This window comes from Chromobacterium vaccinii (assembly GCF_000971335.1).
Classification (GTDB): domain Bacteria; phylum Pseudomonadota; class Gammaproteobacteria; order Burkholderiales; family Chromobacteriaceae; genus Chromobacterium; species Chromobacterium vaccinii.
The window spans coordinates 19,028-43,495 of the sequence record NZ_JZJL01000010.1 but is presented as its reverse complement, the minus strand read 5'-3'; the positions used below and the strand labels follow the sequence as shown (position 1 = coordinate 43,495).

At 65.7% G+C, this 24,468-nt stretch carries 20 protein-coding genes; 5 read left to right on the top strand and 15 right to left on the bottom strand.

The features are described from left to right. Positions 1 to 35: 35 nt before the first annotated feature. The 3 genes from VL52_RS07005 to VL52_RS06995 all read right to left on the bottom strand — a co-directional run bounded on the left by VL52_RS07005 (position 36) and on the right by VL52_RS06995 (position 4,121). Positions 36 to 1,337 carry a NupC/NupG family nucleoside CNT transporter gene (locus VL52_RS07005; RefSeq protein WP_046156364.1) on the bottom strand — a complete coding sequence of 434 codons (1,302 nt, stop codon included), beginning with the start codon at positions 1,335 to 1,337 and terminating at the stop codon, positions 36 to 38. A 187-nt stretch (positions 1,338 to 1,524) separates the two neighbouring features. Next, positions 1,525 to 1,695, bottom strand: coding sequence for a cbb3-type cytochrome oxidase assembly protein CcoS (gene ccoS, locus VL52_RS07000; protein WP_046156363.1), 171 nt, complete (start codon positions 1,693 to 1,695; stop codon positions 1,525 to 1,527). Continuing rightward, complete coding sequence (locus VL52_RS06995; protein WP_046156362.1) at positions 1,695 to 4,121, bottom strand: heavy metal translocating P-type ATPase; 2,427 nt, start codon at positions 4,119 to 4,121, stop codon at positions 1,695 to 1,697. The genes ccoS and VL52_RS06995 overlap by 1 nt, the downstream gene beginning before the upstream one ends. 143 nt (positions 4,122 to 4,264) lie before the next feature. Between VL52_RS06995 and VL52_RS06990 the strand changes: the two genes are divergently transcribed. After that, a complete protein-coding gene (locus VL52_RS06990) occupies positions 4,265 to 5,269 on the top strand; it encodes an NAD(P)H-quinone oxidoreductase (protein WP_046156361.1) in 1,005 nt (334 codons plus the stop codon). Positions 5,270 to 5,299: 30 nt separating this feature from the next. Here the strand turns inward: VL52_RS06990 and VL52_RS06985 are convergent, their stop codons facing one another. From VL52_RS06985 to VL52_RS23175, 3 genes are all read right to left on the bottom strand, one after another. Then, positions 5,300 to 6,238 carry an alpha/beta hydrolase family protein gene (locus VL52_RS06985; protein ID WP_046156360.1) on the bottom strand — a complete coding sequence of 313 codons (939 nt, stop codon included), beginning with the start codon at positions 6,236 to 6,238 and terminating at the stop codon, positions 5,300 to 5,302. Positions 6,239 to 6,426: 188 nt separating this feature from the next. Beyond that, positions 6,427 to 9,117: a PAS domain S-box protein gene (locus VL52_RS23180; RefSeq protein ID WP_052729196.1), complete on the bottom strand. Its 2,691-nt coding sequence runs from the start codon at positions 9,115 to 9,117 to the stop codon at positions 6,427 to 6,429. Further along, positions 9,114 to 9,656 (bottom strand): response regulator, encoded by a 543-nt coding sequence (locus VL52_RS23175; protein ID WP_052729195.1) that lies wholly within the window; start codon positions 9,654 to 9,656, stop codon positions 9,114 to 9,116. The genes VL52_RS23180 and VL52_RS23175 overlap by 4 nt, the downstream gene beginning before the upstream one ends. On the opposite strand from VL52_RS23175, the gene VL52_RS24445 reads away from it, so the two are divergent. Then, positions 9,655 to 9,873, top strand: a complete 219-nt coding sequence (locus tag VL52_RS24445) for a hypothetical protein (RefSeq protein WP_144410179.1) — start codon at positions 9,655 to 9,657, stop codon at positions 9,871 to 9,873. The genes VL52_RS23175 and VL52_RS24445 overlap by 2 nt on opposite strands. Before the next feature lie 42 nt (positions 9,874 to 9,915). Here VL52_RS24445 and purL read toward each other — a convergent pair whose 3' ends face one another. Continuing rightward, complete coding sequence (gene purL, locus VL52_RS06970) at positions 9,916 to 13,875, bottom strand: phosphoribosylformylglycinamidine synthase (RefSeq protein WP_046156359.1); 3,960 nt, start codon at positions 13,873 to 13,875, stop codon at positions 9,916 to 9,918. Between the two features lie 147 nt (positions 13,876 to 14,022). Here purL and VL52_RS06965 point away from each other — a divergent pair, with 147 nt between their 5' ends. Beyond that, the gene (locus VL52_RS06965; RefSeq protein ID WP_046156358.1) at positions 14,023 to 14,361 is read left to right on the top strand and encodes a P-II family nitrogen regulator; all 339 of its coding nucleotides are present in this window, start codon (positions 14,023 to 14,025) and stop codon (positions 14,359 to 14,361) included. Between the two features lie 55 nt (positions 14,362 to 14,416). On the opposite strand, the gene VL52_RS06960 is transcribed toward VL52_RS06965, so the two are convergent. Then, on the bottom strand, positions 14,417 to 15,052 hold the full coding sequence (locus VL52_RS06960) for a LysE family translocator (protein ID WP_046156357.1): 636 nt from the start codon (positions 15,050 to 15,052) through the stop codon (positions 14,417 to 14,419). A gap of 130 nt (positions 15,053 to 15,182) precedes the next feature. Between VL52_RS06960 and VL52_RS06955 the strand changes: the two genes are divergently transcribed. Then, the gene (locus tag VL52_RS06955; RefSeq protein WP_021478047.1) at positions 15,183 to 15,683 is read left to right on the top strand and encodes a YajQ family cyclic di-GMP-binding protein; all 501 of its coding nucleotides are present in this window, start codon (positions 15,183 to 15,185) and stop codon (positions 15,681 to 15,683) included. A 79-nt stretch (positions 15,684 to 15,762) separates the two neighbouring features. Here the strand turns inward: VL52_RS06955 and dapA are convergent, their stop codons facing one another. The 3 genes from dapA to VL52_RS06940 all read right to left on the bottom strand — a co-directional run bounded on the left by dapA (position 15,763) and on the right by VL52_RS06940 (position 18,066). Beyond that, positions 15,763 to 16,665, bottom strand: coding sequence for a 4-hydroxy-tetrahydrodipicolinate synthase (gene dapA, locus VL52_RS06950; RefSeq protein ID WP_046156356.1), 903 nt, complete (start codon positions 16,663 to 16,665; stop codon positions 15,763 to 15,765). 78 nt (positions 16,666 to 16,743) lie between these two features. Next, complete coding sequence (locus VL52_RS06945; RefSeq protein ID WP_052729194.1) at positions 16,744 to 17,130, bottom strand: lysozyme inhibitor LprI family protein; 387 nt, start codon at positions 17,128 to 17,130, stop codon at positions 16,744 to 16,746. Positions 17,131 to 17,208: 78 nt separating this feature from the next. Continuing rightward, the gene (locus VL52_RS06940) at positions 17,209 to 18,066 is read right to left on the bottom strand and encodes a DMT family transporter (RefSeq protein ID WP_046156355.1); all 858 of its coding nucleotides are present in this window, start codon (positions 18,064 to 18,066) and stop codon (positions 17,209 to 17,211) included. Positions 18,067 to 18,343: 277 nt separating this feature from the next. On the opposite strand from VL52_RS06940, the gene VL52_RS06935 reads away from it, so the two are divergent. Beyond that, positions 18,344 to 19,420 carry an NAD(P)-dependent alcohol dehydrogenase gene (locus tag VL52_RS06935; RefSeq protein ID WP_046156354.1) on the top strand — a complete coding sequence of 359 codons (1,077 nt, stop codon included), beginning with the start codon at positions 18,344 to 18,346 and terminating at the stop codon, positions 19,418 to 19,420. A gap of 22 nt (positions 19,421 to 19,442) precedes the next feature. Here the strand turns inward: VL52_RS06935 and VL52_RS23170 are convergent, their stop codons facing one another. From VL52_RS23170 to VL52_RS23165, 4 genes are all read right to left on the bottom strand, one after another. Continuing rightward, positions 19,443 to 19,793 (bottom strand): cupin domain-containing protein, encoded by a 351-nt coding sequence (locus tag VL52_RS23170; protein WP_160298922.1) that lies wholly within the window; start codon positions 19,791 to 19,793, stop codon positions 19,443 to 19,445. Positions 19,794 to 19,994: 201 nt separating this feature from the next. After that, positions 19,995 to 21,185, bottom strand: a complete 1,191-nt coding sequence (gene prpF / locus VL52_RS06925; protein ID WP_046156425.1) for a 2-methylaconitate cis-trans isomerase PrpF — start codon at positions 21,183 to 21,185, stop codon at positions 19,995 to 19,997. Between the two features lie 56 nt (positions 21,186 to 21,241). Further along, complete coding sequence (gene acnD / locus VL52_RS06920; RefSeq protein WP_046156353.1) at positions 21,242 to 23,848, bottom strand: Fe/S-dependent 2-methylisocitrate dehydratase AcnD; 2,607 nt, start codon at positions 23,846 to 23,848, stop codon at positions 21,242 to 21,244. 13 nt (positions 23,849 to 23,861) lie between these two features. Next, entirely contained in the window at positions 23,862 to 24,428 is a 567-nt protein-coding gene (locus VL52_RS23165; protein ID WP_052729192.1) for a putative glycolipid-binding domain-containing protein, read from the bottom strand. Positions 24,429 to 24,468 lie beyond the last annotated feature (40 nt).

Here is a 24,468-nt window from a genome sequence, read left to right as displayed (position 1 = left end):
ACGGATTCCCGCCTCGCTGTCAGTCGCGGCTCAGCTTAGAACAGCGACAGCCACAGGCCGCTGGCGGTGGCGGTCATGAAGCCGGTGAGGATGGACGCCGCCAGCGCGCGCATGCCGATATGGGCCAGCTCCTGCTGGCGTTCCGGCGCCAGCGCGCCGATGCCGGCCACGCAGATGCCCACCGACGACAGGTTGGAGAAGCTGGCCAGCGCGAAGGTGGAGATCATCACCGTTTGCGCGGACAGCGTGCCGGCGGCCTTCATCTTGGCCAGATCCATGTAGGCGATGAACTCGTTGAGGACGATCTTCTGGCCCAGCAGGCTGCCGACGCCCAGCGTCTCGTTCCAGCCGATGCCCATCAGGAAGGCGAACACGCGGAACACCTGGCCCACCAGGTATTGCAGCGTCAGGCCGTCGAACATGCCGTGGGTGGACGCCTGGATGGCGGCGTTGACGCCCAAGAGTTCGCCCAGGCCGTCCTTCATCAGGAAGTTGGCCAGCGCGATCAGCGCCACGATGGCCAGCAGGATGGTGGCGACGGCGGCGGCCATCTTCATGCCGTCCAGCGCGCCGGTCACCACCGCGCTGACGAAATTGCCCTCGCTCTTTTCCTTGGACGACTGCAGCTTGGTGCTGGACAGCGCCTCGGGCGTGGTTTCCGGGAACATGATCTTGCAGAACACCACCGCGCCGGCCGCGTTCATGCAGGAGGCGGTCAGCAGATAGGTGGCGAAGCGCGCCTGCTCCGCGGTGTCCGATCCGCCGAGGAAGGCGACGTAGGCCGCCAGCACGCCGCCGGACAGCGTGGACATGCCGGCGATCATGATGCAGGCCAGCTCGGAGCGGGTCATGTGGCGGATGTAGGGGCGGACCAGCAGCGGGGCCTCGGTCTGGCCCAGGAAGATGTTGGCGGCGGCCACCACGCTTTCCGGGCCGGAAATGCCCATGCTGCGCTTCATCGCCCAGGCCAGGCCGGCCACCACGCGCTGCAGGATGCCGAAATGGTAGAGCAGGGCGCTGAAGGCGGAGAAGAAGATGATCACCGGCAGCACGGTGAAGGCGAACAGGAAGCCCAGTTTGCCGCTGGGTTTGGCCAGGTCGCCGAAAATGAAGCCCGCGCCGTCCCCTGCGAAGCTCAGCACCTTGGCGAAGCCGGCGCCGAAGGCGGAGAAGCCGTGATGGACGGCGGGCACGTAGTTGATCAGCAGGAACAGGCCGTTCTGGATGGCGAGGCCGATCAGCACGGTGCGCCAGTTGACGGCGCGGCGGTTGGTGGAGAACAGGTAGGCGGCGGCGACGAGAAGCAGCATGCCGGCCAGTGCTTGGATGGTATTCACGGAGGCCCTTGGACTAGCGATGGGCGGCGTGTCGGCGTCTGTCCAGTCCGGGATGCCTTCCGCCGCGCCAAATCATGATTGGCTAATGCTTGAAGGCGCGGCATTTTACAGCAAAAGGCCATCTCCCTGAAAGGGAAATGGCCCGGACTTGCGCATTTTACCCGGATGGCGTGCCGGGCTTGGCGCGTCAATGCTGCGGCTTGTCGTCTTCGTGGGTGGCGTCGTCATCCATCAGGATGCGATGGGCGGGGCCTTGCATGTCGTCGAATTGGCCGGAGCGGGTGGCCCACCAGAAAATGGCGCCGATCACGAAGACCAGCACCAGGCTGAGCGGGATGAGCAGGTAGAGGCTTTCCATCAGGGATTCCGTTTGACGAGACGCAGCGCGTTGCCGACCACCAACAGCGAGCTCAGTGCCATGCCCAGGCTGGCCAGCCAGGGCGTGACGTGGCCCAGCATCGCCAGCGGCAGCGCGACGACATTATAACCGGCCGCCCAGATCAGGTTCTGCCGGATCACCGCCAGCGCGCGCCGGCTGACAAGCAGAGAGTCGGCGATCAGGCTCAGCCGGTCTCCCATCAGCACCATGTCGCCGCTGGCGCGGGCGACATCGGTGCCGCCGCCCATCGCGATCGAAACGTCGGCGCGCGCCAGCACCGGCGCGTCATTGACGCCGTCGCCCACCATCAGCACCCGCCGGCCCCTGGCCTGCAGCGCGGCGACGTAGGCGAGCTTGTCTTCCGGCGTCGCGCGCGAGCGCCATTGCGGGATGCCGAGCCTGGCGGCCAAGCCGGCCACCGGGCCCTCGCCGTCGCCGCTGAGCAGGTGGACGGCCAGGCCGCGGCGGGACAACTCGGCCACCAGCGCCGCGGCGTCGTCGCGGCAGGCGTCGCCGATGGCGAAGCGGGCTTGCATGCCGTCGGCGTCGGCCAGCAGCACCTGGGTGCAATCCGGCTGCCAGCCGGCGTCTTCGTCCACCTCATGGCCCAGCCAGGCGGCGATGAACGGCGCCGAGCCCAGCCGCCACTCGCGGCCATCGACGACGCCGGCCACGCCGCCGCCGGGATGGTTGATCACGCTGTCCGCCTGCGGCCTGTCCGCCGGCGCGGCCGCCAGGATGGCCTGGGCCAGTGGATGCTCCGATCCCTGCTCCAGCGCGGCGGCGACCGCTAGCGCGCGAGGCGCATTCAGCGGGCCTCGCGTTTCCAGCAGCCGCATCTGGCCGTGGGTGAGGGTTCCTGTCTTGTCGAACACCGCGTCGTCGGCCTTGGCCAGCGTTTCCAGCGCGTGGCCGCGGGTGGTCAGCACGCCCAGGGAGGCCAGCCGGCCGCTGGCGGCGGTGAGCGCGGCCGGGGTGGCCAGCGACAGCGCGCAGGGGCAGGAGATCACCAGCACCGCCACCATGATCCACAGCGCGCGGTCCGGGTCTATGAAATGCCAGGCTAGATAGCTGCCGGCGGCGGCCAGCAGCAGCAGCGCGACGAACCAGCTGGCGAAGCGGTCGGCAAGCACCGCCAGCCTGGGTTTCTCCGCCAGCGCCTGGTCCAGCAGCCGCACGATGCCGGCCAGCCGAGTGGATTGGCCCGCCTGTTCCACGCGCAGCACCAGCGGGCTGGCGGCGTTGACGCTGCCGGCGATCACCAAGTCGCCCGGCGCTTTGGCGATGGGGCGGCTTTCGCCGGTGAGCAGCGATTCATTGCTGGCGCTGCGGCCGTCCAGCACCACGCCGTCCGCCGGAATGGTTTCGCCGGGCTTGACCAGGATCACGTCGCCGGGGTTCAGGCCCGCCACCGTCGCCTCGCGGCTGTCCCGGCTTTGCGGCCAGCCATCCAGCCGGTGGGCAAAGGCCGGCACCAGCTTGACCAGGCTTTCGCTGGCGGCGCCGGCCTTGCGGCGGGCGATGCTTTCCAGATAGCGGCCGCCCAAGAGCAGGAACACGAACATCGACACCGAGTCGAAGTAGATGCCGTGCTCCACCTTGTGGATCAGCGCCCAGAAGCTGGCGGCGAAGGCGGTGAGGATGCCGATGCTGACCGGCGTGTCCATGCCGACGCGGCCGGTTTTCAGATCGCGCCAGGTGTTGCGGTAGAAGGGCAGGGCCGAGTACAGCAGCACCGGCAGCGTCAGGATGAAGCTGGACCAGTGCAGCAGCCACAGGAAATCGGGCGCGATGTCGCCGTCCGGCGCCAGATAGACCGGCACCGCGTACATCATCACCTGCATCATCGACAGGCCGGCCACCCACAGCCGGGTCAGCGCCTGCTTGCGCTCCTTCTGCTGCAGCTTTTCCTGGCGGTCGGCGTCGTAGGGATGGGCGCGGTAGCCTATCGCCGCCACCGCCTCCAGGATGGCGGACAGCTGCACGCGGCCATTGTCCCAGCGCACGCGGGCGCGCTGGGTGCTGTAATTGATGTCCACCCCCAGCACGCCGGGCAGGCGGCGGATGTGCTGCTCGTTCAGCCAGATGCAGGCGGCGCAGGTGATGCCTTCCAGCATCAGCGAGGCCTCGCGGACATTCGCATCCTCGACGCGGACGAAGCCGCGCTGCAGCTCCTCGCTGTCGTACAGCTTGATCTGCTCCAGCAGCGCCTGCGGCAGCGCTTCGGCGCGGGCCGCGCCCTCGGTGCGGTGCTTGTAGTAGTCGGACAGGCCGGATTCGATGATGGTGGCCGCCACCGCCTGGCAGCCGGCGCAGCAGGCGGGTTCTTCGCGCTGGCGGTAGAGGATGGGGAAGCTGGCGCCGGCGGGCACCGGCAAACCGCAATGGAAACAGTTCTCGCTCATGACGTAGGATTGTAATCAAAGCCGGCGCGCAATGCTTGATCCAGCGCATGGCAGTGTTTTTCAATGCGGATTATTTCCGCGCGGAGCTTGTGGCTGGGACATCCGTCCGCATTTGTCGGATATCAATCAAGGGGGAAGGCCGAATGGACAAGATGTTGGCCATCGTGCAGCAGGCGCCGGGCGGCGTCGAGACGATGGAAATGGGGGAGCGGGACAAGCCGCGCGCCGCGCCTGGAAAATTGCTGGTGCGGGTGATGGCGGCCGGCGTCAACCGCGCCGACCTGATGCAGCGCGAGGGCCGCTACCCGCCGCCGCCAGGCGCCAGCCCGCTGATGGGGCTGGAGGTGGCCGGCGTGGTGGAGGAGACGGCCGGCGATTCCGCCTTCCAGCCGGGCGATGCGGTGTTCGGCCTGGTGGAGGGAGGCGGCTACGCCGAATACGCGCTGCTGGACGAATCGCTGGCCATCGCCAAGCCGGACCAGTTGTCCTGGGCGGAGGCGGCCAGCCTGCCGGAAGCCTGGATGACGGCGTGGTTCAATCTGGTGGCGAAGGCCGGGCTCAAGGCCGGCGAGCGGGCGCTGATCCATGCCGGCGCCAGCGGCGTCGGCGTCGCGGCGATCCAGTTGGCGCGTTTCCTGGGCGCGGAAGCCTTCGCCAGCGCCGGCAGCGCCGAGAAGTTGGCTTTCTGCCGCGAGCTGGGCGCGAGCCAGGTGTTCAATTACCACGAGACGCCGGCTTTCGGCGAGCGGGTCAAGGCGTGGGGGGGCGCCGACGTGGTGCTGGACCCGGTGGGCGCGAGTCACCTGGCGGAGAACCTGCAGGCGCTGAACCCCGACGGCAGGCTGGTGAACATCGGCCTGATGGGCGGCGTGAAGGCCGAACTGGATTTCGGTCGGCTGCTGATGAAGCGCATCAGCCTGATCGGCTCCACGCTGCGTCCGCAGCCTATTGCGGTGAAGGCGGAGCTGGCCGCCGCGCTGCGCGACCTGATCCTGCCGGCCTTGCTGGAGGGGAGGGCGCGCGCGGTGGTGGACAGCAGCTATCCCTGGACTCAGGTGCAAGACGCGCACGCTTACGTCGCCGACAACCGCAATCTGGGCAAGGTGGTGCTGACGCTGTTTCCGGTGATGGCCGGCGACAACGGCTAGCTGTCATCTCCCCGCAAGCCCGGCGTGGCGTTATGGTTTGATGTCGAGGGCCTGGTTGAAGAAGTCCAGCAGTTCGGCGTTCATCTTCCGGTGGAAAGCCGCGCGGTCGAAGCCGGGCGCGTCCCGGCAGATTTCCGGCGCTTCCTTCGCCGCGGCCTCGACGCATGGAGCCAGGAAGGCGAAATGGCCGGCTTTCGGCACCACGCGGTAATTTCGCACTGTGGGCAACCATCCCCGCAACCGGGCTTCGGCCGCGGGCTCCACGCCGTCGCCGCCTCTTTCGGAAATCCACAGGAATAGCGGAATGCGGATTCTCCGAAGGCTGGCCGCGTCAGGGAAGGCGTTCAGCGGATCGACCGCGGCCGCGGCATTGATACGTTCGTCATGCGCCCAGTCGCGGGCAATGCCCGCTTCGGTTTCGATCTGCCGGCACAGCGGCCGATCCTTGGGGCAACGCAGCCCTGAGCGCGCGAAGTCCGGCGTGCCGCCCGCCGCGACCAGAGCGGTGAAGCCGCCGCGCGAGAAACCGAACACGCCGATCCGCGATGGGTCGATGCGCGACGCCTCTGGCGCTTCGTCCAGCATATAGTCTATGACCCGCCGGATCTCGACCGGGCGCTGCTCGAACGCGCGCATCTCCCACGGGTATTTCATGCTCGCGCCGCTGTCGCCGGTGTGGTTCAGCGACACCACCAGGAATCCGTGGTCCGCCAGCGCTTCAGCGGTGTCGTGATGGCCGTAAAGACTGCCGGTGAAGCCATGCGAGATCACGATCAGCGGCAGCTTCTCCCCCTCGACCGGACAATTCCGGCTGGCGTTCACCAGGAAGGCCTGCACCCGTTTGGCCACGGCTGGGCGGGCGCAAGGCGACCAGACCGCCGCGTTCAGGACCGGGATGCTGTCGGTGGCGGGAATGTCGATCAGCCTCAGTCCCGCTGCCTGTGATTGCGGCAGCAGCGCGGCGAGCATGCCGACCAGACCGCATCGCAAGGTAGTCGCCCATCTCATGATCTTATCTCGTCGCATTGGAAGAGCTTATCTTTGCTTCAGTTTGGCATGAAGACAAGCCGTGTCGAGATGAATGGCGGAGGCTGCTCGGCCTTTTTCCCGGCCGTTTTCGCCCTGTCTCGCCCAGGCTCCCGAGACTGTGAACAGGGCTATGAGAACGCGAAACCAGCCGTGGTGAATAGATGTTCGCATGCGTCAACCGCTGCGGAATCAAAGGCGGTGCCGCTGCCCCGTTTGATTTCGGCCAGCGCCGCGTCAATCCCCAGGGCGGCGCGGTATGGCCGGTGCGATGCGATGGCTTCGACGACATCGGCCACCGCGACGATGCGCGCCTGGAGCAGGATTTGGTCGCCGACGAGCCCTTGCGGATATCCGCTGCCGTCCAGCCGCTCATGATGCTGCCAGACGATGGGCGCGATCGGCCAGGGGAAGGTGATGTCTTTCAGAATGTCATAACCCGCTTGCGAGTGTCCTTTGACCAACTGAAACTCGATGTTCGACAGCTTGGACGGTTTAACCAGGATTTCCGCCGGAATGCTGATTTTCCCCAGATCGTGAATGCTTGCCGCAAGATCAATGCTATGGATCGTGTCCTCCGACAGTTTGAGTTGCCGAGCGATGGCAACGGCCAGTTGCGCGACGCGGCGCTGGTGGCCGGCGGTGTAGCTATCGCGCAACTCCACGGTGTTGGCGATGGCCTTGATGGAATCTTCCAGGCTTTTGCGCAATGCCGCATCGGCGCGCAAGTTTTCCAAGGCGATACGATCGCGGTCGGTTCGCGTACGCACGGCTTCGATGCCATAGCCAAGCTCATCGGCAAGCTCTCCCAGCATCACTACCTCGTCATGGCCGAATGCGTCCGGCTCCCCGGCGTAGATTGTCAACACAAGCGGCGATGCCGATGCATTCTTGATGGGCAGCGCGATGCTGGCTTGAAAGCCGCAGCGTTGCGCGGCCTCCCGCCACGGCGCGAGCGTGGAGTTGGTCAGGAGGTTTTGATTGATTTGCACGGTGCCGGTGCGAATGGCAGCGCCAGTCGGGCCGCGTCCAAGCGCCGTGTCCGCCAAGCTGAATCGAACGCTGGCCAGATAGTGGCTGTCATCGCCAAATTCCTTCACTGCGCGAATAGTCCGATCCTGATCTTGTTCTGCAATGCCGATCCACGCCATGCGATAACCGCCTTTCTCTACGATGAGGCGGCACACGGAATCGAGCAGCGCCGACTCGGTCAAGGCATGCACCAAGGCAGCCTTGCAAGCGCTGAGCGTGCGCAAGGCCCGATTGGCATGCTCCAATAATTCCTGTATCCGCTTGCGCACAGTGATGTCGCGAAAATACCAGACGCGTCCGTAATATTTGGCGTTTTCGCCAACCACCGGCGCCGAGTAGCGTTCGATCGTGCGGCCGTCTTTCATGCGAATCTCTTCGTGGCTCGTTTCCTCTTTGTGGGCATAGAGATGGCGCACCCGCGCCAGGAATGCTTCCGGCTCCGCATATTGCTGCATGGCAAACTGCAGCATCGGTTCATCGCGCCCCGCTGCGGCCAATGCTTCCGGCACTTGCATGACTTCGATGAAACGCCGGTTATGACTGACGATCTTGCCGTTGTCATCCACCAGCAGAATGCCGTCCAGCGATGCCTCTTGCTGGGTTGAGAGCACACTGTTCTTGTATTCCACATCCGCTTGTATTTTCTTGCGTTCGGTAATGTCCCGCGCGTTGACGATGACGCCGAGGAGGGCGGGATCGTCAACGCGGTTGTTCGCAATGGCATCCAGAACCTGAAAGTGTCCCGTCTTGTGGCGGAATCGCAATTCCACTCGCTGCAAAACGGGGGGGGAGCTGGGGTCCGTGGCCAAGATGGCTGTCGCGGCGGGCAGATCGTCCGGGTGGATGAAGTCTATGAAGCGCCGGCCCAACGCCTCGTCTGGGCGGTAGCCGGTCATCATCTCGCTCGAAGGGCTCAGGTAAGTGATGCAGCCGAGCTGATCGACCACGCATACCAAATCAGAAGCGTTTTCGATCAGCCCGCGAAATCGGCGCTCGTTGTTTTCAAGCGCCAGCTGCAGCCGCCTGCGCTCGGTGATATCGCGGATATTGCATTGGATGGATTCCAGGTCGCCCGTCATATAAACATTGCTGATGAATTCCACCTCAATGCTTCTGCCATCCTTTGTTTCCAGAGGAAGGTTGTCATAACGGATGTATTTCTTGTTCTTCAGAGTCAGAAAGGCGTCCTGGTTGGCGACAATGTGCTCCAGCGCGCCGATTTCCCACAACGCCTTGCCGATCAACTCATCCTGGGCATAGCCTAGCAACTCCAGCAGAAACGGGTTCGCTTCCAGAATCAAACCGGTTTTCGCATCCAGAATAAGGATGCCGTCCTTGGCGGCTTCAAATAGCCGCCGGTATTTTAGTTCCGCCGCCTTGCGGCTGCGGGCGCTGCGCTCATCCGCCAGCGCGCGGCGCACCGCCGGGGCCAGCCTGACCAATCCTCCCTTCAGCACATAGTCTTTGGCGCCGGCCTTCAGCAACTCGACCGCTTTTTCTTCTCCCAGGGCGCCGGTTACCATCACCACCGGCATCTCGGGGTGGGTTTCGCGTACGAGTTGCAATGCCGCGCCGCCGTCGTATGAAGGCTGCTGCTTGCAATCGGCCAGGATGATGTTGGGGTTGAATGTCTCCAGCGACAGCTGGAACGCGTCCTTGGTGTCGACGCGCTGCGTGATGAATTTCAGTCCAGCCTCATGCAGCGCGTCCACCATCAGTTCGGCGTCGGTAGGGGTGTCTTCCAGAATCAGGATGCGCAGCGCGTCATTGGGGTTCGAGATGTCCATCATGGCTGCCGGTTCCCGATCGGCGGTTGATTGACAACCAGCCAGTAGAGGCCCAATTGCGCGACGGCTTGTGAAGGCGGGTCAACGTGGATGGATTTGCCGATATTGCTATCCGCCCCGAGCTTGCAGCTTTCCACGATGTCGCGGTCTTCTTTTGACGATGTCAGCGCCGCAACCGGAATCATCTTGGCGCGCTCGTCGGCCTTGATTCTGCGCAGCGCTTCCATGCCATTGGTCTTGGGCATCCTAAGGTCCAAAAAGATGCGTCGATAGCCTGCGCGAGTCTGCTCGGGCTCGGTGAAATAATCGGCGAAGTCCGTCCCAACGATTTCAGCTCGGGACCGGCCGGCAACCCCTATCATCGCTGCATTCACGTCGGTGATCTTGACTTGCGCGCTGATGGCAACCAAGGGGTTCAGGCTTGCTTCGAGCAGGCTGCGCGCGTAGGACGCGCTCTCGGCGTCCGGCGCGGCAGATTGCGGCGCGATGGTCCGATGGCTCTTGTGGCGGGCAGGGCTGATGACGGTGGATGCAGGCTTCATGGCAGTGACCCCCGCAGTGATGCCGTGCAAACAAAAGTGGAATGGCGGATCGCGCCGCAGCCAAGCGAAAATCCAGCGGGTTCGCGAGCGCCCTGTGCATTGGATTTTAAAGCGCGTATATATTCAATCTAGCATGGCGATTGAAGAACGTTTGCAAGATTCACACCATGAAAAATGCCGCTCGCTTGTTCAGGCGAGCGGCATTGCCGGCTGGTGAAGCTTGGCCTGTCGCGGGACGCTCCAGGCCGTGATGGCTGGATCAGCCCACCCAGCGGCGGGCCGAGGCGAACATGCGGTACCAGCCGCCATTCTCGCCCCATTCCGCCGGATGCCAGCTGTTCTGCACGGCGCGGAACACGCGCTCAGGGTGCGGCATCATGATGGTGAAGCGGCCGTCGGCCGTGGTGACGCCGGTGATGCCCGCAGGCGAGCCGTTGGGGTTCAGCGGATAGGTCTCGGTGGCGCGGCCGTCGAAGTCGATGTAGCGCAGCGCGGCCAGAGCCTGGTCTTGCGCGCCCGGCGCGAACACCGCGCGGCCTTCGCCGTGGCTGACCACCACCGGCAGGCGGCTGCCCACCATGTCGGACAGGAAGATGGACGGCGACGCGGTGACTTCCACCATCGCGAAGCGCGCCTCGAACTGTTCCGATGCGTTGCGGTGGAACTTCGGCCAGTGCTCGGCGCCCGGGATGATGGACGACAGGTTGGACATCATCTGGCAGCCGTTGCACACGCCCAGCGCGAAGGTGTCGCCGCGGCCGAAGAAAGCTTCGAACTGTTCGCGGGCGCGCGGGTTGAACAGGATGCTCTTGGCCCAGCCTTCGCCGGCGCCCAGCACGTCGCCGTAGCTGAAGCCGCCGCAGGCCGCCAGGCCCTTGAAGTCGGCCAGCTGCACGCGGCCGGCGATGATGTCGCTCATGTGCACGTCCACCGCGTCGAAGCCGGCGCGGTCGAACGCCGCGGCCATTTCCAGCTGGCCGTTGACGCCCTGCTCGCGCAGGATGGCCATGCGCGGGCGCTTGCCGGTGCCGATGTAGGGCGCGGCCGGGTCGCCGTGCACGTCGAAGGACAGCTGGGTGAACAGGCCGCGGGGCTTGGCGTGGCTGCGCAGCAGCTGTTCGCTGTCGGCGCAGGCCGGGTTGTCGCGCAGGCGCTGCATGCGGGCGCTGGTTTCGGACCAGGCGCAGAACAGCTCGCTGCGGCTTTCGCTGAACAGATCCTTGCCCTTGTGCTTGATCACCAGGCGGTCGTGGCCGTTGGTGCGGCCGATGACGAACAGCTCGCGGCCGATGCCGGCCTTCATGAAACGGGAGATCACTTCCGGCGTGTCGGCCTTTTTCACCTGCAGCACCGCGCCCAGTTCCTCGTTGAACAGCACGCGCATGATGCGGCCGTGGGTGGCGGCCTCCATTGTCGGCTGCACATAGTCGTCGATGATGCGCTGGGTGTTCTGGCGCTCGATCACCAGTTCCTGCAGGTCGATGCTGGCGCCGACGTGGCCGGCGAACATCATTTCCGCCAGCGCGGCGAACAGGCCGCCGTCGGAGCGGTCGTGGTAGGCCAGCAGCTTGTCGTCGCGCAACAGCGATTGCACCACGCCGAAGAAGGCGGCCAGCTGCAGCGGGCTTTCCACGTCCGGCGCGCGGCCCTTCATGTCTTTCCACACCTGGCCGTAGATCGAGCCGCCCAGGCGGCAGCGGCCGTAGCCGAGGTCGATCAGGATCAGGTCGCTGTCCTTGATGTCCTTCAGGTCCGGGGTGACGGTCTTGCGCACGTCGTCCACCGGCGAGAAGGCGGAAATCACCACCGACAGCGGCGCGGTGACGGCTTTCTGCTCGCCGTCTTCCTGCCATACCGTCTTCATCGACAGCGAATCCTTGCCCACCGGAATGCTGACGCCCAGGCTCTGGCTCAGCTCGGAGACGGCCTGCACGGTGCGGTACAGGTTGGCGTCTTCGCCGGGGTGGCCGGCCGGGGCCATCCAGTTGGCGGACAGTTTGACGTTGCCCAGATGGCCGACGAAGGCGGCGGCGATATTGGTCAGCGCCTCGCCGATGGCCATGCGGCCGGAGGCCGGGCCGTCGAACAGCGCGGCCGGCGTGCGTTCGCCCATCGCCATCGCTTCGCCGCGATAGGTGTTGAAGCCCATGGTGGTGACAGCCACGTCGGCCACCGGAACCTGCCAGCGGCCCACCATCTGGTCGCGCGCGGTCATGCCGCCGACGGTGCGGTCGCCGATGGTGATCAGGAAGGATTTGTCGGCCACGGTCGGGTGGCGCAGCACGCGGTAGGCGGTTTCGCGCAGCGGGTACTTGGACGCGTCGAAGGTCTGCGGCGAGAGCTCGATGGTCTTCGCGTCGCGGGTCATCCGCGGCGGCTTGCCCAGCAGCACTTCCAGCGGCATGTCCACAGGATTGTTGCCGAAGTGGTCGTCGCGCACCTGCAGGTGGCCGTCGTCGGTGGCCACGCCCAGCACCGCGAACGGGCAGCGCTCGCGTTCGCACAGCGCGGTGAAGCGGTCCAGGTCCTCCGGCAGGATGGCCATCACGTAGCGCTCCTGCGCCTCGTTGGACCAGATCTGCATCGGGGTCATGCCCTTTTCTTCCAGGTTCACCTTGCGCAGATGGAAGATGGCGCCGCGGCCGGCGTCGTTGACCAGCTCGGGGAAGGCGTTGGACAGGCCGCCGGCGCCCACGTCATGGATGGAGACGATGGGGTTGGCTTCGCCCTGCTGCCAGCAGCGGTCGATCACCTCCTGGCAGCGGCGCTCGATTTCCGGGTTGCCGCGCTGCACCGAATCGAAGTCCAGGTTTTCGCTGTTGGCGCCGGTGTCCATCGACGAGGCCGCGCCGCCGCCCAGGCCGATCAGCAGGCCGGGACCGCCCAGCTGGATCAGCAGCGCGCCTTCCGGGATTTCATTCTTGTGGATCTGCTGCTGCTGGATGCTGCCCAGGCCGCCTGCCAGCATGATGGGCTTGTGATAGCCGCGCATCTCGCCGTTGAATTCTTCCTCGAAGGCGCGGAAATAACCGGTGAGGTTAGGGCGGCCGAATTCGTTGTTGAACGCCGCGCCGCCGATCGGGCCTTCCAGCATGATCTGCAGCGCCGAGGCGATGCGGCCCGGCTTGCCGTACTCGGGCTGGTCGTCGCGGTAGGCCTCCCACGGCTGCTTGAAGCCGGGGATGTTCAGGTTGGAGACGGTAAAGCCGGTGAGGCCGGCCTTGGGGCGGGAGCCGCGGCCGGTGGCGCCTTCGTCGCGGATTTCGCCGCCGTTGCCGGTGGACGCGCCGGCGAAGGGCGAGATCGCCGTCGGGTGGTTGTGCGTTTCCACCTTCATCAGGATGTCGGTGGGTTCGCTGGTGTACGCGTACTGGTGGCTGCCCGGCTGCGGGTAGAAGCGCTCGATGAAGGCGCCCTCGATCACCGAGGCGTTGTCCTTGTACGCCACCAGCGTGCCCTGCGGGTGGGCGTCGTGGGTATCGCGGATCATGCGGAACAGCGATTTGCCTTGCTCGACGCCGTCGATGATGAACTGGGCGTTGAAGATCTTGTGGCGGCAGTGTTCGGAGTTGGCCTGGGCGAACATCATCAGCTCGACGTCGCTGGGATTGCGCTTCAGCTTGATGAAGTTCTCGACCAGGTATTCCACTTCGTCGTCGGACAGCGCGAGACCCAACTGGACGTTGGCGGCCTCCAGCGCGGCGCGGCCGCCGGCGAGGATGTCCACGCTGGCCATCGGCTGCGGGTCGATGTGGGTGAACAGCTTTTCCGCGTCGTCCAGCGAGGACAGCACGGTTTCCGTCATCCTATCGTGCAAGAGGCCCGCCAGGGTATGGCGAGCCTCTTCACTTAAAGATTTAGCGGCGGACTTGATTCGGAAAGCGGTGCCGCGTTCGATCCGCCGGATATTCGGCAATCCGCAATGCCGGGCGATGTCGGTTGCCTTTGACGCCCATGGCGACAGGGTGCCGATTCGCGGCGTGACCAGGAACAGTTCGCCTTCCGGCTCAGTGTTCAGCGGCGCTTCGCCGTAGCTGAGCAACTGGCCCAGCACGCCGATTTCCTCCAGCGAAAGTTCGCCGTCGCTTTCCGCAAAATGCCAGTGCTCGGCCGTCAGGACGATATCCTTCAGCCCGGCATCGGCCGCTGCCGCCTGCAGTTTTTCGAGACGAAACGGTGACAGGGCAACGCCACCGCGCAGCTTGGTAATGTAAGACATTAGACACCCGCGACAAGTACCAGGAAAGGGCGTCATAATACAGCAAAACATCGCTGCATTTAAGGCGTCAGCGGAAGATACCGCCGCCGCGCGGCATTTTTTGCTTTTTACTCTAATGTCATTGGTTTTATTCGGGAGCATTGCGCAATGAAAAAGGTCGAAGCCATCATCAAGCCGTTCAAGCTGGACGAGGTGCGCGAGGCCTTGTCGGAGATCGGCGTCAACGGCCTGACCGTGTCCGAGGTCAAGGGTTTCGGCCGCCAGAAAGGCCACACCGAGCTGTACCGCGGCGCCGAGTACGTGGTGGACTTCCTGCCCAAGGTGAAGATCGAGGTGGTGCTGCCGGACGATCTGGTGGAGCGGGCGATCGAGACCATCGTCGAAACCGCGCGCACCGGCAAGATCGGCGACGGCAAGATCTTCGTGGTGCCGGTGGAGCAGGTGGTGCGCATCCGCACCGGCGAAACCAACGAGCAGGCGATCTGATCCAGTTCGGATCGCATGAAAAAGGCGGCCTTGCGGGGCCGCCTTTTTTGCGCGCTCAGCGCGCCAGGATCAGGCGCAGGCCCAGCCCGATGAAGACGGCGCCGGCTATGCGGTCCAGCCACTGGCTGGCCTTGCGGCTCTTGGCCAGCCATTGGCCGACGTGGCCGGAGAAGTAGCCGAGCGCGCCGAAGACCAGCGCGCCCTGCAGCGTGAACAGCCCGCCGAGGATGGCGGTCTGCAGGCCGACCGGCCCTTGCGCCGGATTGACGAACTGCGGCAGGAAGGCGAGGAAGAACAGCACCACCTTGGGATTGATCGCGTTGGCGATCAGGCCGCGGCGGAAGGTGGCGGCCAGCGAGCCCTGAGGGCCGCTGGCCTGGGCATCGGCGTCGAAGCTGGCGCCGGAGCTGCGGATCGCGCCCCAGCCCAGATAGACCAGATAGGCGCCGCCGGCGATCTTGAGGGCGGAGAAGGCGAGCGGCGAGGCGGCGATCAGCGCGCTGACGCCCAGCGCCGCCAGCAAGGTGTGGTTCAGGCAGCCCAGCGCGCAGCCCAGGCCGAAGGCCATGCCCTGGCGGCGGCCGCGGGAAATGCCCTGGCTCAGCACCATCAGGTTGTCGGGGCCGGGGGTGACGGTGATCAGCATGGCGGCGGCGAGAAAAGCGGCCAGTTGCGGCAGGGTGACGAGCATGGCGGATTTCCGGGATTTGTTTGACTGTCGTCGATAAAACCATTTCCGGAGGGCCTTGGCAATGGCATGACGGGTGACAAGCGGCAACGCCGCTACTAGAATGCGGCAGGTTATTAGCGAGGATCGTTTTATGCCGTCTTTTGATGTCGTTTCCGAAGTAAACAAGGTGGAAGTGCGCAACGCACTGGACCAGTCCAACAAGGAAGTGTCCACCCGTTACGATTTCAAGGGCAGCGACGCCCGCATCGAATTCAACGACAAGGAAGTGACGCTGTTCGCCGATACCGAATTCCAGCTGGACCAGGTCAATGAAATCATGGTGGCCAAGCTGGCCAAGCGCAGCGTCGACGTGCGCAGCCTGGACTACGGCAAGCTGGAGAAAGTGTCCGGCAACAAGGTGAAGAAGGTGCTGAAGATCAAGGAAGGCCTGGACAGCGATTTGGCGAAGAAGATCGTCAAGCTGCTGAAGGATTCCAAGATGAAGGTGCAGGCCAGCATCCAGGGCGAGGCGGTGCGCGTGTCCGGCGCCAAGCGCGACGTGCTGCAGGACGCCATCGCGCTGCTGAAGCAGGACATCGCTGCCGACCTGGAAAACGGCGCGCCGCTGCAGTTCAACAACTTCCGCGACTGATTCCCGCCGCGAGGCGCGCAGTCACGCAAAAAGGAGACCCTCGGGTCTCCTTTTTCATTCCCGGCGGCTGAGCAGTTTCTCAGCGCTGGCCGGCGCGCCAGGCGTGCAGCCCGCTCCACACCTCGGCGGCCCGCGCTTCCACGCCCGCCGGCGCGGCCGGCAGCGGCAGCCGGCATTCGCCGACGGCCAGGCCCTGGCTGCGCAGCATCGCCTTCACCGACATCGAGTACACCGAATCGTCGGTATTCGAGTAGGCGTAGGACGGCAGCAGCGCGGCGTTGATCTCGCGGGCGCGGCGCACGTCGCCCTGCTCGAAGGCGGCGATCATCGCGGCGAACTCCGGGCCGGTCCAGTGGGTGGAGGTGCCCACCACGCCGACCGCGCCGACGGCCAGCAGGGGCAGGGTCAGCGCGTCGTCGCCGGAATACAGCTCGAAATGGTCGCCGGCCTCGGCCACCAGCAGCGCGGCGGCGGCGGGGTCGCCGGTGGCGTCCTTGAAGGCGACGATATTGTCCACCTCGCGGAACAGCCGCAGCAGCACGTCGCGGGCGATGCGGCGGCCGGTGCGGCCGGGCACGTCGTACAGCATCACCGGCAGCCGGGTGGCGGCGGCCAGCGCGCGGAAGTGCGCCTCGATGCCGGCCTGGGGCGGGCGGTTGTAGTACGGCGACACCAGGAATACGCCAGCGGCGCCGGCCGCTTCCGCCTTGGCCGTCATGTCCAGCGCGTGGCGGGTGTCGTTGCTGCCGGTGCCTGCCAGCACCGGGATGGTCACCGCCTCGCTGACCGCGCGGATCAGGTCGAAGCGTTCGGCGTCGGAGAGCGTAGGCGCCTCGCCAGTGGTGGCGGCCAGCACCAGGCCGTCGCTGCCGCTGGCTGCCATATGGCGCGCCAGCGTACAGGCCATGTCTAGGTTCAGCCGGCCATCGCCGTCGAACGGCGTCACCATCGCGGTCAGCACCTTGCCCCAGTGTTTTGCCATGTCAGCCCCTTTTTTATTTTTGCGTGAAGACAGGCCGGGATGATACTCCTCGGCCCCGGGCGGGGAAACCCGAGCGGGTTACCAGAGCTTGGGGTCCAGCTCCTTGATGCGTTGTTCGGTGCGTTCGATCTTGCAGTCGAGGAAGACGGCGTTGCGGATGCTGCCGTCGATGTAGATCTGGTACTTGGTGTTGCAGTCGGCATCGCGGAAGGCGATCCATTTGCGCTGGGCCTGAATCAGCAGCGCGGACGGCTTGTCCTTGGCGCCGCTCTGGGCTTCGTCGGCGCGCAGCTTTTTCAGCAGCTCGCGGTAGCGCTCATTGAGCGCCTTGTCGCGGGCGTCGAACTGCTTTTGCTTGCAGTCGTTGATTTCCAGCGTGCTGTTGGCGTTCTGGCAGGTATCGTCTTCGGCCAGCGCGGCATGGCTGGCGAACAGCGCCAGCAGGGCGAGGAGGCAGGGCTTCATCGCGGAATTCCTTGTGTGGTGAAGGTTTGCGATTATAGCCCCGGCCGGCGGGCGCATCGCGTCCGCCGGTCCCTCGGTTCAGGCGCGCAGCCAGCCTGGCAGCAGCCGCTCCGCGGGAAGGGTGCCCAGCGCCGCGCCGCCTACGATCATGGCGATGGCCAGCGCGGCGGAGCCGTTGAGCGCGGCCTGGCCGGAAGCCACCAGCATCAACGTGGACAGCAGCGGAGTGGCGTTGCCCAGCGCGCCGGTCTGGCGCGGATCGCCCAACTGCATCGCGCGGTTCCAGCACAGGAAGGCCGCGCCCATCGGCAGCAGGCCCAGCACGGCGATCATCAGCCATTGGATGGCCGACGGATGGGCGGCGGGCTCGGTGGCGAAATGCAGGCCCAGCGCCAGCAGGCCGGAGGCGAGGCAGTAACCGCCGACCGCGTTGTCCGACGTGGCGGGCAGGCGGCGGGTGAGCAGGCTGTAAGTGGCCCACACCACGGCCGCGCCCAGGGCCATCAGATAGCCGGGCAGCGCGGACATCGACAGCGACAGCTTGCCGCCGGTGACGATCAGCGCTGCGCCGGCGAAGCCGATCAGGCTGCCCAGGATGTGGTTGGCGCCCAGGCGGGTGCCGGGCACCAGCAGCGGCGACAGCAGCACCATCAGCAGCGGCCAGACGTAGCTGAGCACGGTGGCGTCCATCACCGGCGCCAGCCGGTAGGCGTTGAATAGGAAAAAGTAGAAGCCGAAGATGCCGTAAACCCCGTTGGCGAAGTTCTTGGGCGGCACCTTCCAGTCGGCCATGCGGCGCACGGTCAGCAGGCTGCCCAGGATCAGGCCGACGCCGGCGACGAAGAAGGGCGGCAAGGCGTGGGTGAGGGCGCTGAGTGTGGCGACGGACGCCCACATGGCGATCGCGGCGAGCGCGTACAGCATCGCTTGATTCATCGATGTCTCTCGTATTTATTTTATGTGGAGATATTTTAAGTGGAACGGTGAAGTGTAAACCAGTTGTTACATCAAAAGGCATCGTTTTCGCCATCCGTGACAGCGCGCAGGCATGGCCGCAGGGGCAACAAGGCGTTTGATCCAGATCACGGGTCCATGTTTTGGACTGATCGGGCAGTTGTCCGCGCCGCTGGTTTACGGCCTAGTGTTAAAGATGCGTTTCGTTTCCATCCTGGAGCCGGCAGCGGGCGGGCTCCGCCACGACAGGAGGCAAGCCATGAGCAGCATGAAGGCAGCGGTATTCGTCGCGCCCGGCAAGATAGAGCTTAGAGAGAAGCCGATTCCAGCGGTCGGTCCCGGCGACGCGCTGGTGCGGATCACCACCACCACCATTTGCGGCACCGACGTGCACATTCTCAAGGGCGAGTATCCGGTGGCGTCCGGCCTGACCATAGGCCATGAGCCGGTGGGCGTGATCGAGAAACTGGGCGCGGGCGTCAAGGGCTATCGGGAGGGGCAGCGGGTGATCGCCGGCGCGATCTGCCCCAGCTTCACCTCCTACGGTTGCCAGGACGGCCACCCGGCGCAGGACGGCGGTTGCGAGTGCCATGGCTACAAGCCCATGGGCGGCTGGCGCTTCGGCAACACCATAGACGGCACCCAGGCCGAGTACGTGCTGGTGCCGGACGCCCAGGCCAATCTGGCGCCGATTCCGGACGGGCTCAGCGACGAGCAGGTGCTGATGTGTCCCGACATCATGTCCACCGGTTTTTCCGGCGCCGAGGCGGCCAACATCAAGATCGGCGACGTGGTGGCGGTGTTCGCCCAGGGGCCGATAGGCTTGTGCGCGGTGGCGGGCGCGCGCCTGCGCGGCGCGTCGTGCATCATCGCGGTGGACGGGATAGACGACAGGCTGGCGATTTCGCGGCGGCTGGGCGCGGATGTCACGCTCAACTTCAGGCAAGTGGATGTGATCGCGGAAATCATGAAGCTGACCGGCGGGCGCGGCGTTGACTCCGCCATCGAAGCCTTGGGCACCCAAGGCACCTTCGAATCCGCGCTGCGGATATTGAAGCCGGGCGGCACGCTGTCCAGCCTGGGCGTGTATTCCACCGATCTGAAAATCCCGCTGGACGCGTTTAACGCCGGTCTGGGCGACAAGAGGATCGTGTCTTCGCTGTGTCCGGGCGGCAAGGAGCGGATGCGGCGGCTGATGAATGTGCTGGAGAGCGACCGGCTGGACCTGTCGCCGCTGGTCACCCATCGCTACAAGCTGGACCAGATCGTCGAGGCCTACGACCTATTCGCGCACCAGCGCGACGGCGTGCTGAAGGTGGCGATCCAGCCGTTCTAGCCCTTCAGCCTGGCAGGCCGGATCAGTTAGCCTGGTCCGGCTCCAGCAGCTCCACGCCGTCGCTTTCCGACAGCGTCAGATAAACCGTGGATTGCAAGGCTTCCACCGCATGCGGGACATGGGCGTCGATGAACAGGTGGTCGCCCTTGTTCAGCACGTGTTCCCCCACCTTGAGCCGGCCGGCGGTGACGAAAACCTGTTCCGTGCCCGGGTGCTGGTGCAGCGGCAGCTTCGCGCCCTTGGCCAGCTTCAGCAATGCCGAACCGCCCCCGTCCGGATTGCGGCGCAGCCAGGTGAAGTCCACCCCGGGATAGGGCGTGGGGCTCCAGTGCCAATCGGTGGAGGAGGTCAGTATCGGGGCGGGGGTGCTCATGGCTGCGGGTTCCGTTTGGTGTTCGACCGGGCCTGCGCGGATGGCGATGATTTTGGGATGTTCGTCGATGTCGCGCCGGCTGATTGTCATTATCCCACGAAATCCTGCAAGAAACTGCCGGCAATATCGCCACCTGGATGTGAAAACGGGGATGCTGCGCGCATCCCCGCCGTATTTCCTGCCGGCGGCCGACGATTGCTGCTAGAGCGCGTCTCCCGGCACCCGCACCCAGCCTTCCATCAGCACGCGGGCGCTGCGACTCATGATGACCTTGGTCACCACCCATTCGCCGCGCTCCTCGCGGGCTTGCGCGCCCACCCGCAGCGTGCCGGACGGGTGGCCGAAGCGCACCGCCTGGCGTTTGCCGCCGCCGGCGGCCAGGTTGACCAGCGTGCCGGGAATGGCGGCGGCGGTGCCGATCGCCACCGCCGCCGTGCCCATCATCGCATGGTGCAGTTTGCCCATCGACATCGCCCGCGCCAGCACGTCGATGTCCGACACTTTCACTGGCTTGCCGCTGGAGGCGGTGTAGTCGGCCGGAGGCGCGACGAAGGCGATCTTGGGCGTGTGCTGCCGGGTGGCGATCTCGTCCAGGCTCTTGATCAGCCCCATCCTCAGCGCGCCGTGGGCGCGGATGGTTTCGAAGCGGGCCAGCGCCGCCGGGTCGGAGTTGATGTCATCCTGCAATTCCGTGCCGATGTAGCCGATGTCGGCGGCGTTGACGAAGATGGTGGGGATGCCGGCGTTGATCAGCGTGGCCGGGAAGCTGCCTACGCCGGGCACCTCCAGCGTGTCCACCAGCTTGCCGGTGGGGAACATCGCGCCGCCATCGCCGTCGCCTTCGTCGGCCGGGTCCAGGAATTCCAGCTGCACTTCGGCGGCGGGGAAGGTGACCCCGTCCAGCTCGAAATCGCCGGTTTCCTGCGGCTGGCCGTGAGTGACGGGCACGTGGGCGATGATGGTCTTGCCGATATTGGCCTGCCAGATGCGCACGGTGCAGACGCCGTTGTCCGGAACACGCGCCGGGTCGATCAGGCCGCCGGCGATGGCGAACGGGCCGACGGCGGCGGACAGGTTGCCGCAGTTGCCGGTCCAGTCGACGAAAGCCTTGTCGATGGCGACCTGGCCGAACAGGTAGTCGACGTCATGATCCGGCCGCGCGGACTTGGACACGATGACGGTCTTGCTGGTACTGGACGTCGCGCCGCCCATGCCGTCTGTCTGCTTGCCGTAAGGGTCCGGGCTGCCGATCACGCGCAGCAGCAGCGTGTCGCGCGCGGGGCCGGGCTGGCGGGCGGTTTCCGGCAGGTCCTGCAGCCGGAAGAACACGCCTTTGCTGGTGCCGCCGCGCATATAGGTGGCGGGGATTCGGATCTGGGCCGGGTGAGCCATGCTGTCCATCCTGTTTCTTTGTTGAACAGCCGGCGGTGGCCGGCTGCAATGGTTGATCAGGCTTGCGCCGCCGCCAGGAAGTCCTGAGCGAAGCGCTGCAATACGCCGCCGGCTTCGTAGATCGACACTTCCTCGGCGGTATCCAGCCTACAGGTCACCGGCGCCTGGATGGTTTCGCCGCCGCGGCGGTGGATGACCAGAGTCAGCTCGGCGCGGGGCTGGCGCTTGCCGATCACGTCGTAGGTTTCGGTGCCGTCGAGCGCCAGCGTTTTGCGATTGGTGCCGGGCTTGAACTCCAGCGGCAGCACGCCCATGCCGATCAGGTTGGTGCGGTGGATGCGCTCGAAGCCTTCGGCGACGATGGCTTCGACGCCGGCGAGGCGCACGCCCTTGGCCGCCCAGTCGCGCGAGCTGCCCTGGCCGTAGTCGGCGCCGGCGACGATGATCAGCGGCTGCTTGCGGTCCATATAGGTTTCAATGGCCTCCCACATCCGCATCACCTTGCCCTCCGGCTCCACGCGGGCCAGCGAGCCCTGGCGGACCGACCCGTCGCTGTTCAGCACCATCTCGTTGAACAGCTTGGGATTGGCGAAGGTGGCGCGCTGCGCGGTCAGGTGGTCGCCGCGGTGGGTGGCGTAGGAATTGAAGTCCTCCTCCGGCAGGCCCATCTTGGCCAGGTATTCGCCGGCGGCGGAATCCAGCAAGATGGCGTTGGACGGCGACAGGTGGTCGGTGGTGATATTGTCCGGCAGCAGCGCCAGCGGGCGCATGCCCTTGAGCGTGCGCTCGCCGGCCAGCGCGCCCTCCCAGTACGGCGGGCGGCGGATATAGGTGGACTGCGGCCGCCAGGCGTACAGCGGGCTCACTTTCTCGCCGCTGCTTTGGCGGATGGCGAACATCGGCTCGTACACGCGACGGAAATGCTCGGGCTTCACCGCTTGTTTCAGCACCGCGTCTATCTCCTCGTCGGACGGCCAGATGTCCTGCAGGCGGATTTCCTTGCCGTCGGCCACGCCCAGCACGTCTTTCTCGATATCGAAGCGCATGGTGCCGGCGATGGCATAGGCGATCACCAGCGGCGGCGAGGCGAGGAAGGCCTGCTTGGCGTAGGGGTGGATGCGGCCGTCGAAGTTGCGGTTGCCGGATAGCACCGCGGTCGCGTACAGGTCGCGGTCCACGATCTCTTGCTGGATTTTCGGGTCCAGCGCGCCGGACATGCCGTTGCAGGTGGTGCAGGCGAAGGCGACGATGCCGAAGCCCAGCCGTTCCAGTTCGGACAGCAGGCCGGCTTCCTTCAGATACAGCTCCACAGCCTTGGAGCCGGGAGCCAGCGAAGATTTCACCCACGGCTTGCGAACCAGGCCCAGCTTGTTGGCGTTGCGCGCCAGCAGGCCGGCGGCGATCACGTTGCGCGGGTTGCTGGTGTTGGTGCAGCTGGTGATGGCGGCGATGATGACCGCGCCGTCCGGCAACAGGCCCTGCGCTTCCTGCGCGCGGGCCTCGGCGAGATTGGCGGCGATGCCGCGCTCGGCAAGCAGAGACACCGGCAGCCGCTTGTGCGGGTTGGACGGGCCGGCCAGGTTGCGGGTGACGGTGGCCAGGTCGAACTTCAACACCCGCTCGTATTCGGCGGTCTTCAGGCTGTCCGCCCACAGACCGGCGGTCTTGGCGTAGGTTTCCACCAGCTTGACCTGCTCGTCGCTGCGGCCGGTCAGCTTCAAATAAGCGATGGTCTGCGCGTCGATGAAGAACAGCGCGGCGGTGGCGCCGTACTCGGGAGCCATGTTCGAGATGGTGGCGCGGTCGCCCAGCGTCAGCGCCGCGGCGCCTTCGCCATAGAATTCCAGATAGGCGCCGACGACCTTTTGCTGGCGCAGGAACTCGGTCAGCGCCAGCACCACGTCGGTGGCGGTGATGCCGGCGGCGGGTTTGCCTCTCAGCTCGACGCCGACGATTTCAGGCAGCCGCATCCACGAGGCGCGGCCCAGCATCACGTTCTCCGCCTCCAGGCCGCCGACGCCGACGGCGATCACGCCCAGCGCGTCCACGTGCGGCGTGTGGCTGTCGGTGCCGACGCAGGTGTCGGGGTAGGCGACGCCGTTGTCGGCGTGGATCACCGGGCTCATCCGCTCCAGATTGATCTGGTGCATGATGCCGTTGCCGGCCGGGATCACGTCCACATTGTCGAAGGCGGTTTTGGTCCACTCGATGAAATGGAAGCGGTCCTCGTTGCGCCTGTCCTCGATCGCGCGGTTCTTGGCGAAGGCCTGCGGATCGAAGCCGCCGCATTCCACAGCCAGCGAGTGGTCGACGATCAGCTGCACCGGCACCACCGGATTGACCTGGGCCGGGTCGCCGCCCTGGTCGGCGATGGCGTCGCGCAGGCCGGCCAGATCCACCAGCGCGGTCTGGCCCAGAATGTCGTGGCACACCACTCGCGCCGGGAACCAGGGGAAGTCGCGCTCGCGCTTGCGGTGGACGATTTGTTCCAGGCATTCGGTCAAAACGGCCGGCTCGCAGCGGCGGACCAGGTTTTCGGCGTGGATGCGGGCGGTGTAGGACAGCTTGTCCCAGGCACCGGGCTGGATGGCGTTGACGGCGGCGCGGGCGTCGAAGTAATCGAGTCCGGATCCGGTCAGGGCGGTGCGGTATTGGCGGTTCATGTCTGTCTTTCGCTCAGTCGCGGCCGCTGTCGGGCAGCCGTTGCAGAAAGTCGCTGTAATGCAGGGTGAAGCCTTGCTCGTCGACGATGATGTCGGCGGCGAAGCCCGGGGATTCGTAGCGGTAGCAGGGCATGCCGTCATGGTCCGGCAGGCGGGTGTAACGCTGCGGGCAGATGGCCGGCGTCAATGACGGCAGGCGCACGAACAGCATCGACAGCTCGACGCTGTCGCCGATGCCCAGTTTCAGCCGGCGGATGGGGAAGGCGTTGGTCAGGCCGCAGGATTGCAGGTCCAGATCCTGGCAGCCATCCCAGGCGGGCTGCGCCTGGCCGTTGACCAGCCAGCGGCCGCTTTCGGTGTGTTGCAGCGTCAGTTGCCTGGGTTCGGGCGCGGAAACATCGATGTGGGCATGGCTGAGCCTGCCGTGGTGGTCCAGCTGCATCCGGTAGCGCAGGCTGGCGCCGGTGTCGGCATGCAGCAGGCTGCCGCTGGCGGACAAGGAGAGGCCGGAGCCGGTTTCGATTTCCGCCTGCTCCAGCCCCGGGCAGTCCAGGCGCTGCCAGAACAACATTTGCTTCATTTACTGCTCCAGTATGGCCGACGCGGCCGGTCGGCCGCGT

Bases quoted from the DNA above. Each gene is read 5' to 3' on its own strand.
- VL52_RS24445 (WP_144410179.1), top strand. From the start codon at position 9,655: ATGGCAGTGACCCCCGCAGTGATGCCGTGCAAACAAAAGTGGAATGGC.
- purL (WP_046156359.1), bottom strand. From the start codon at position 13,875: ATGTCTTACATTACCAAGCTGCGCGGTGGCGTTGCCCTGTCACCGTTT.
- VL52_RS06960 (WP_046156357.1), bottom strand. From the start codon at position 15,052: ATGCTCGTCACCCTGCCGCAACTGGCCGCTTTTCTCGCCGCCGCCATG.
- VL52_RS06990 (WP_046156361.1), top strand. From the start codon at position 4,265: ATGGACAAGATGTTGGCCATCGTGCAGCAGGCGCCGGGCGGCGTCGAG.
- VL52_RS23165 (WP_052729192.1), bottom strand. From the start codon at position 24,428: ATGAAGCAAATGTTGTTCTGGCAGCGCCTGGACTGCCCGGGGCTGGAG.
- acnD (WP_046156353.1), bottom strand. From the start codon at position 23,848: ATGAACCGCCAATACCGCACCGCCCTGACCGGATCCGGACTCGATTAC.
- dapA (WP_046156356.1), bottom strand. From the start codon at position 16,665: ATGGCAAAACACTGGGGCAAGGTGCTGACCGCGATGGTGACGCCGTTC.
- VL52_RS06965 (WP_046156358.1), top strand. From the start codon at position 14,023: ATGAAAAAGGTCGAAGCCATCATCAAGCCGTTCAAGCTGGACGAGGTG.
- prpF (WP_046156425.1), bottom strand. From the start codon at position 21,185: ATGGCTCACCCGGCCCAGATCCGAATCCCCGCCACCTATATGCGCGGC.
- VL52_RS06940 (WP_046156355.1), bottom strand. From the start codon at position 18,066: ATGAATCAAGCGATGCTGTACGCGCTCGCCGCGATCGCCATGTGGGCG.
- VL52_RS06995 (WP_046156362.1), bottom strand. From the start codon at position 4,121: ATGAGCGAGAACTGTTTCCATTGCGGTTTGCCGGTGCCCGCCGGCGCC.
- VL52_RS06955 (WP_021478047.1), top strand. From the start codon at position 15,183: ATGCCGTCTTTTGATGTCGTTTCCGAAGTAAACAAGGTGGAAGTGCGC.
- VL52_RS06985 (WP_046156360.1), bottom strand. From the start codon at position 6,238: ATGCTCGCCGCGCTGCTGCCGCAATCACAGGCAGCGGGACTGAGGCTG.
- VL52_RS23180 (WP_052729196.1), bottom strand. From the start codon at position 9,117: ATGATGGACATCTCGAACCCCAATGACGCGCTGCGCATCCTGATTCTG.
- VL52_RS23175 (WP_052729195.1), bottom strand. From the start codon at position 9,656: ATGAAGCCTGCATCCACCGTCATCAGCCCTGCCCGCCACAAGAGCCAT.
- VL52_RS06945 (WP_052729194.1), bottom strand. From the start codon at position 17,130: ATGAAGCCCTGCCTCCTCGCCCTGCTGGCGCTGTTCGCCAGCCATGCC.
- VL52_RS06935 (WP_046156354.1), top strand. From the start codon at position 18,344: ATGAGCAGCATGAAGGCAGCGGTATTCGTCGCGCCCGGCAAGATAGAG.
- VL52_RS23170 (WP_160298922.1), bottom strand. From the start codon at position 19,793: ATGAGCACCCCCGCCCCGATACTGACCTCCTCCACCGATTGGCACTGG.
- ccoS (WP_046156363.1), bottom strand. From the start codon at position 1,695: ATGGAAAGCCTCTACCTGCTCATCCCGCTCAGCCTGGTGCTGGTCTTC.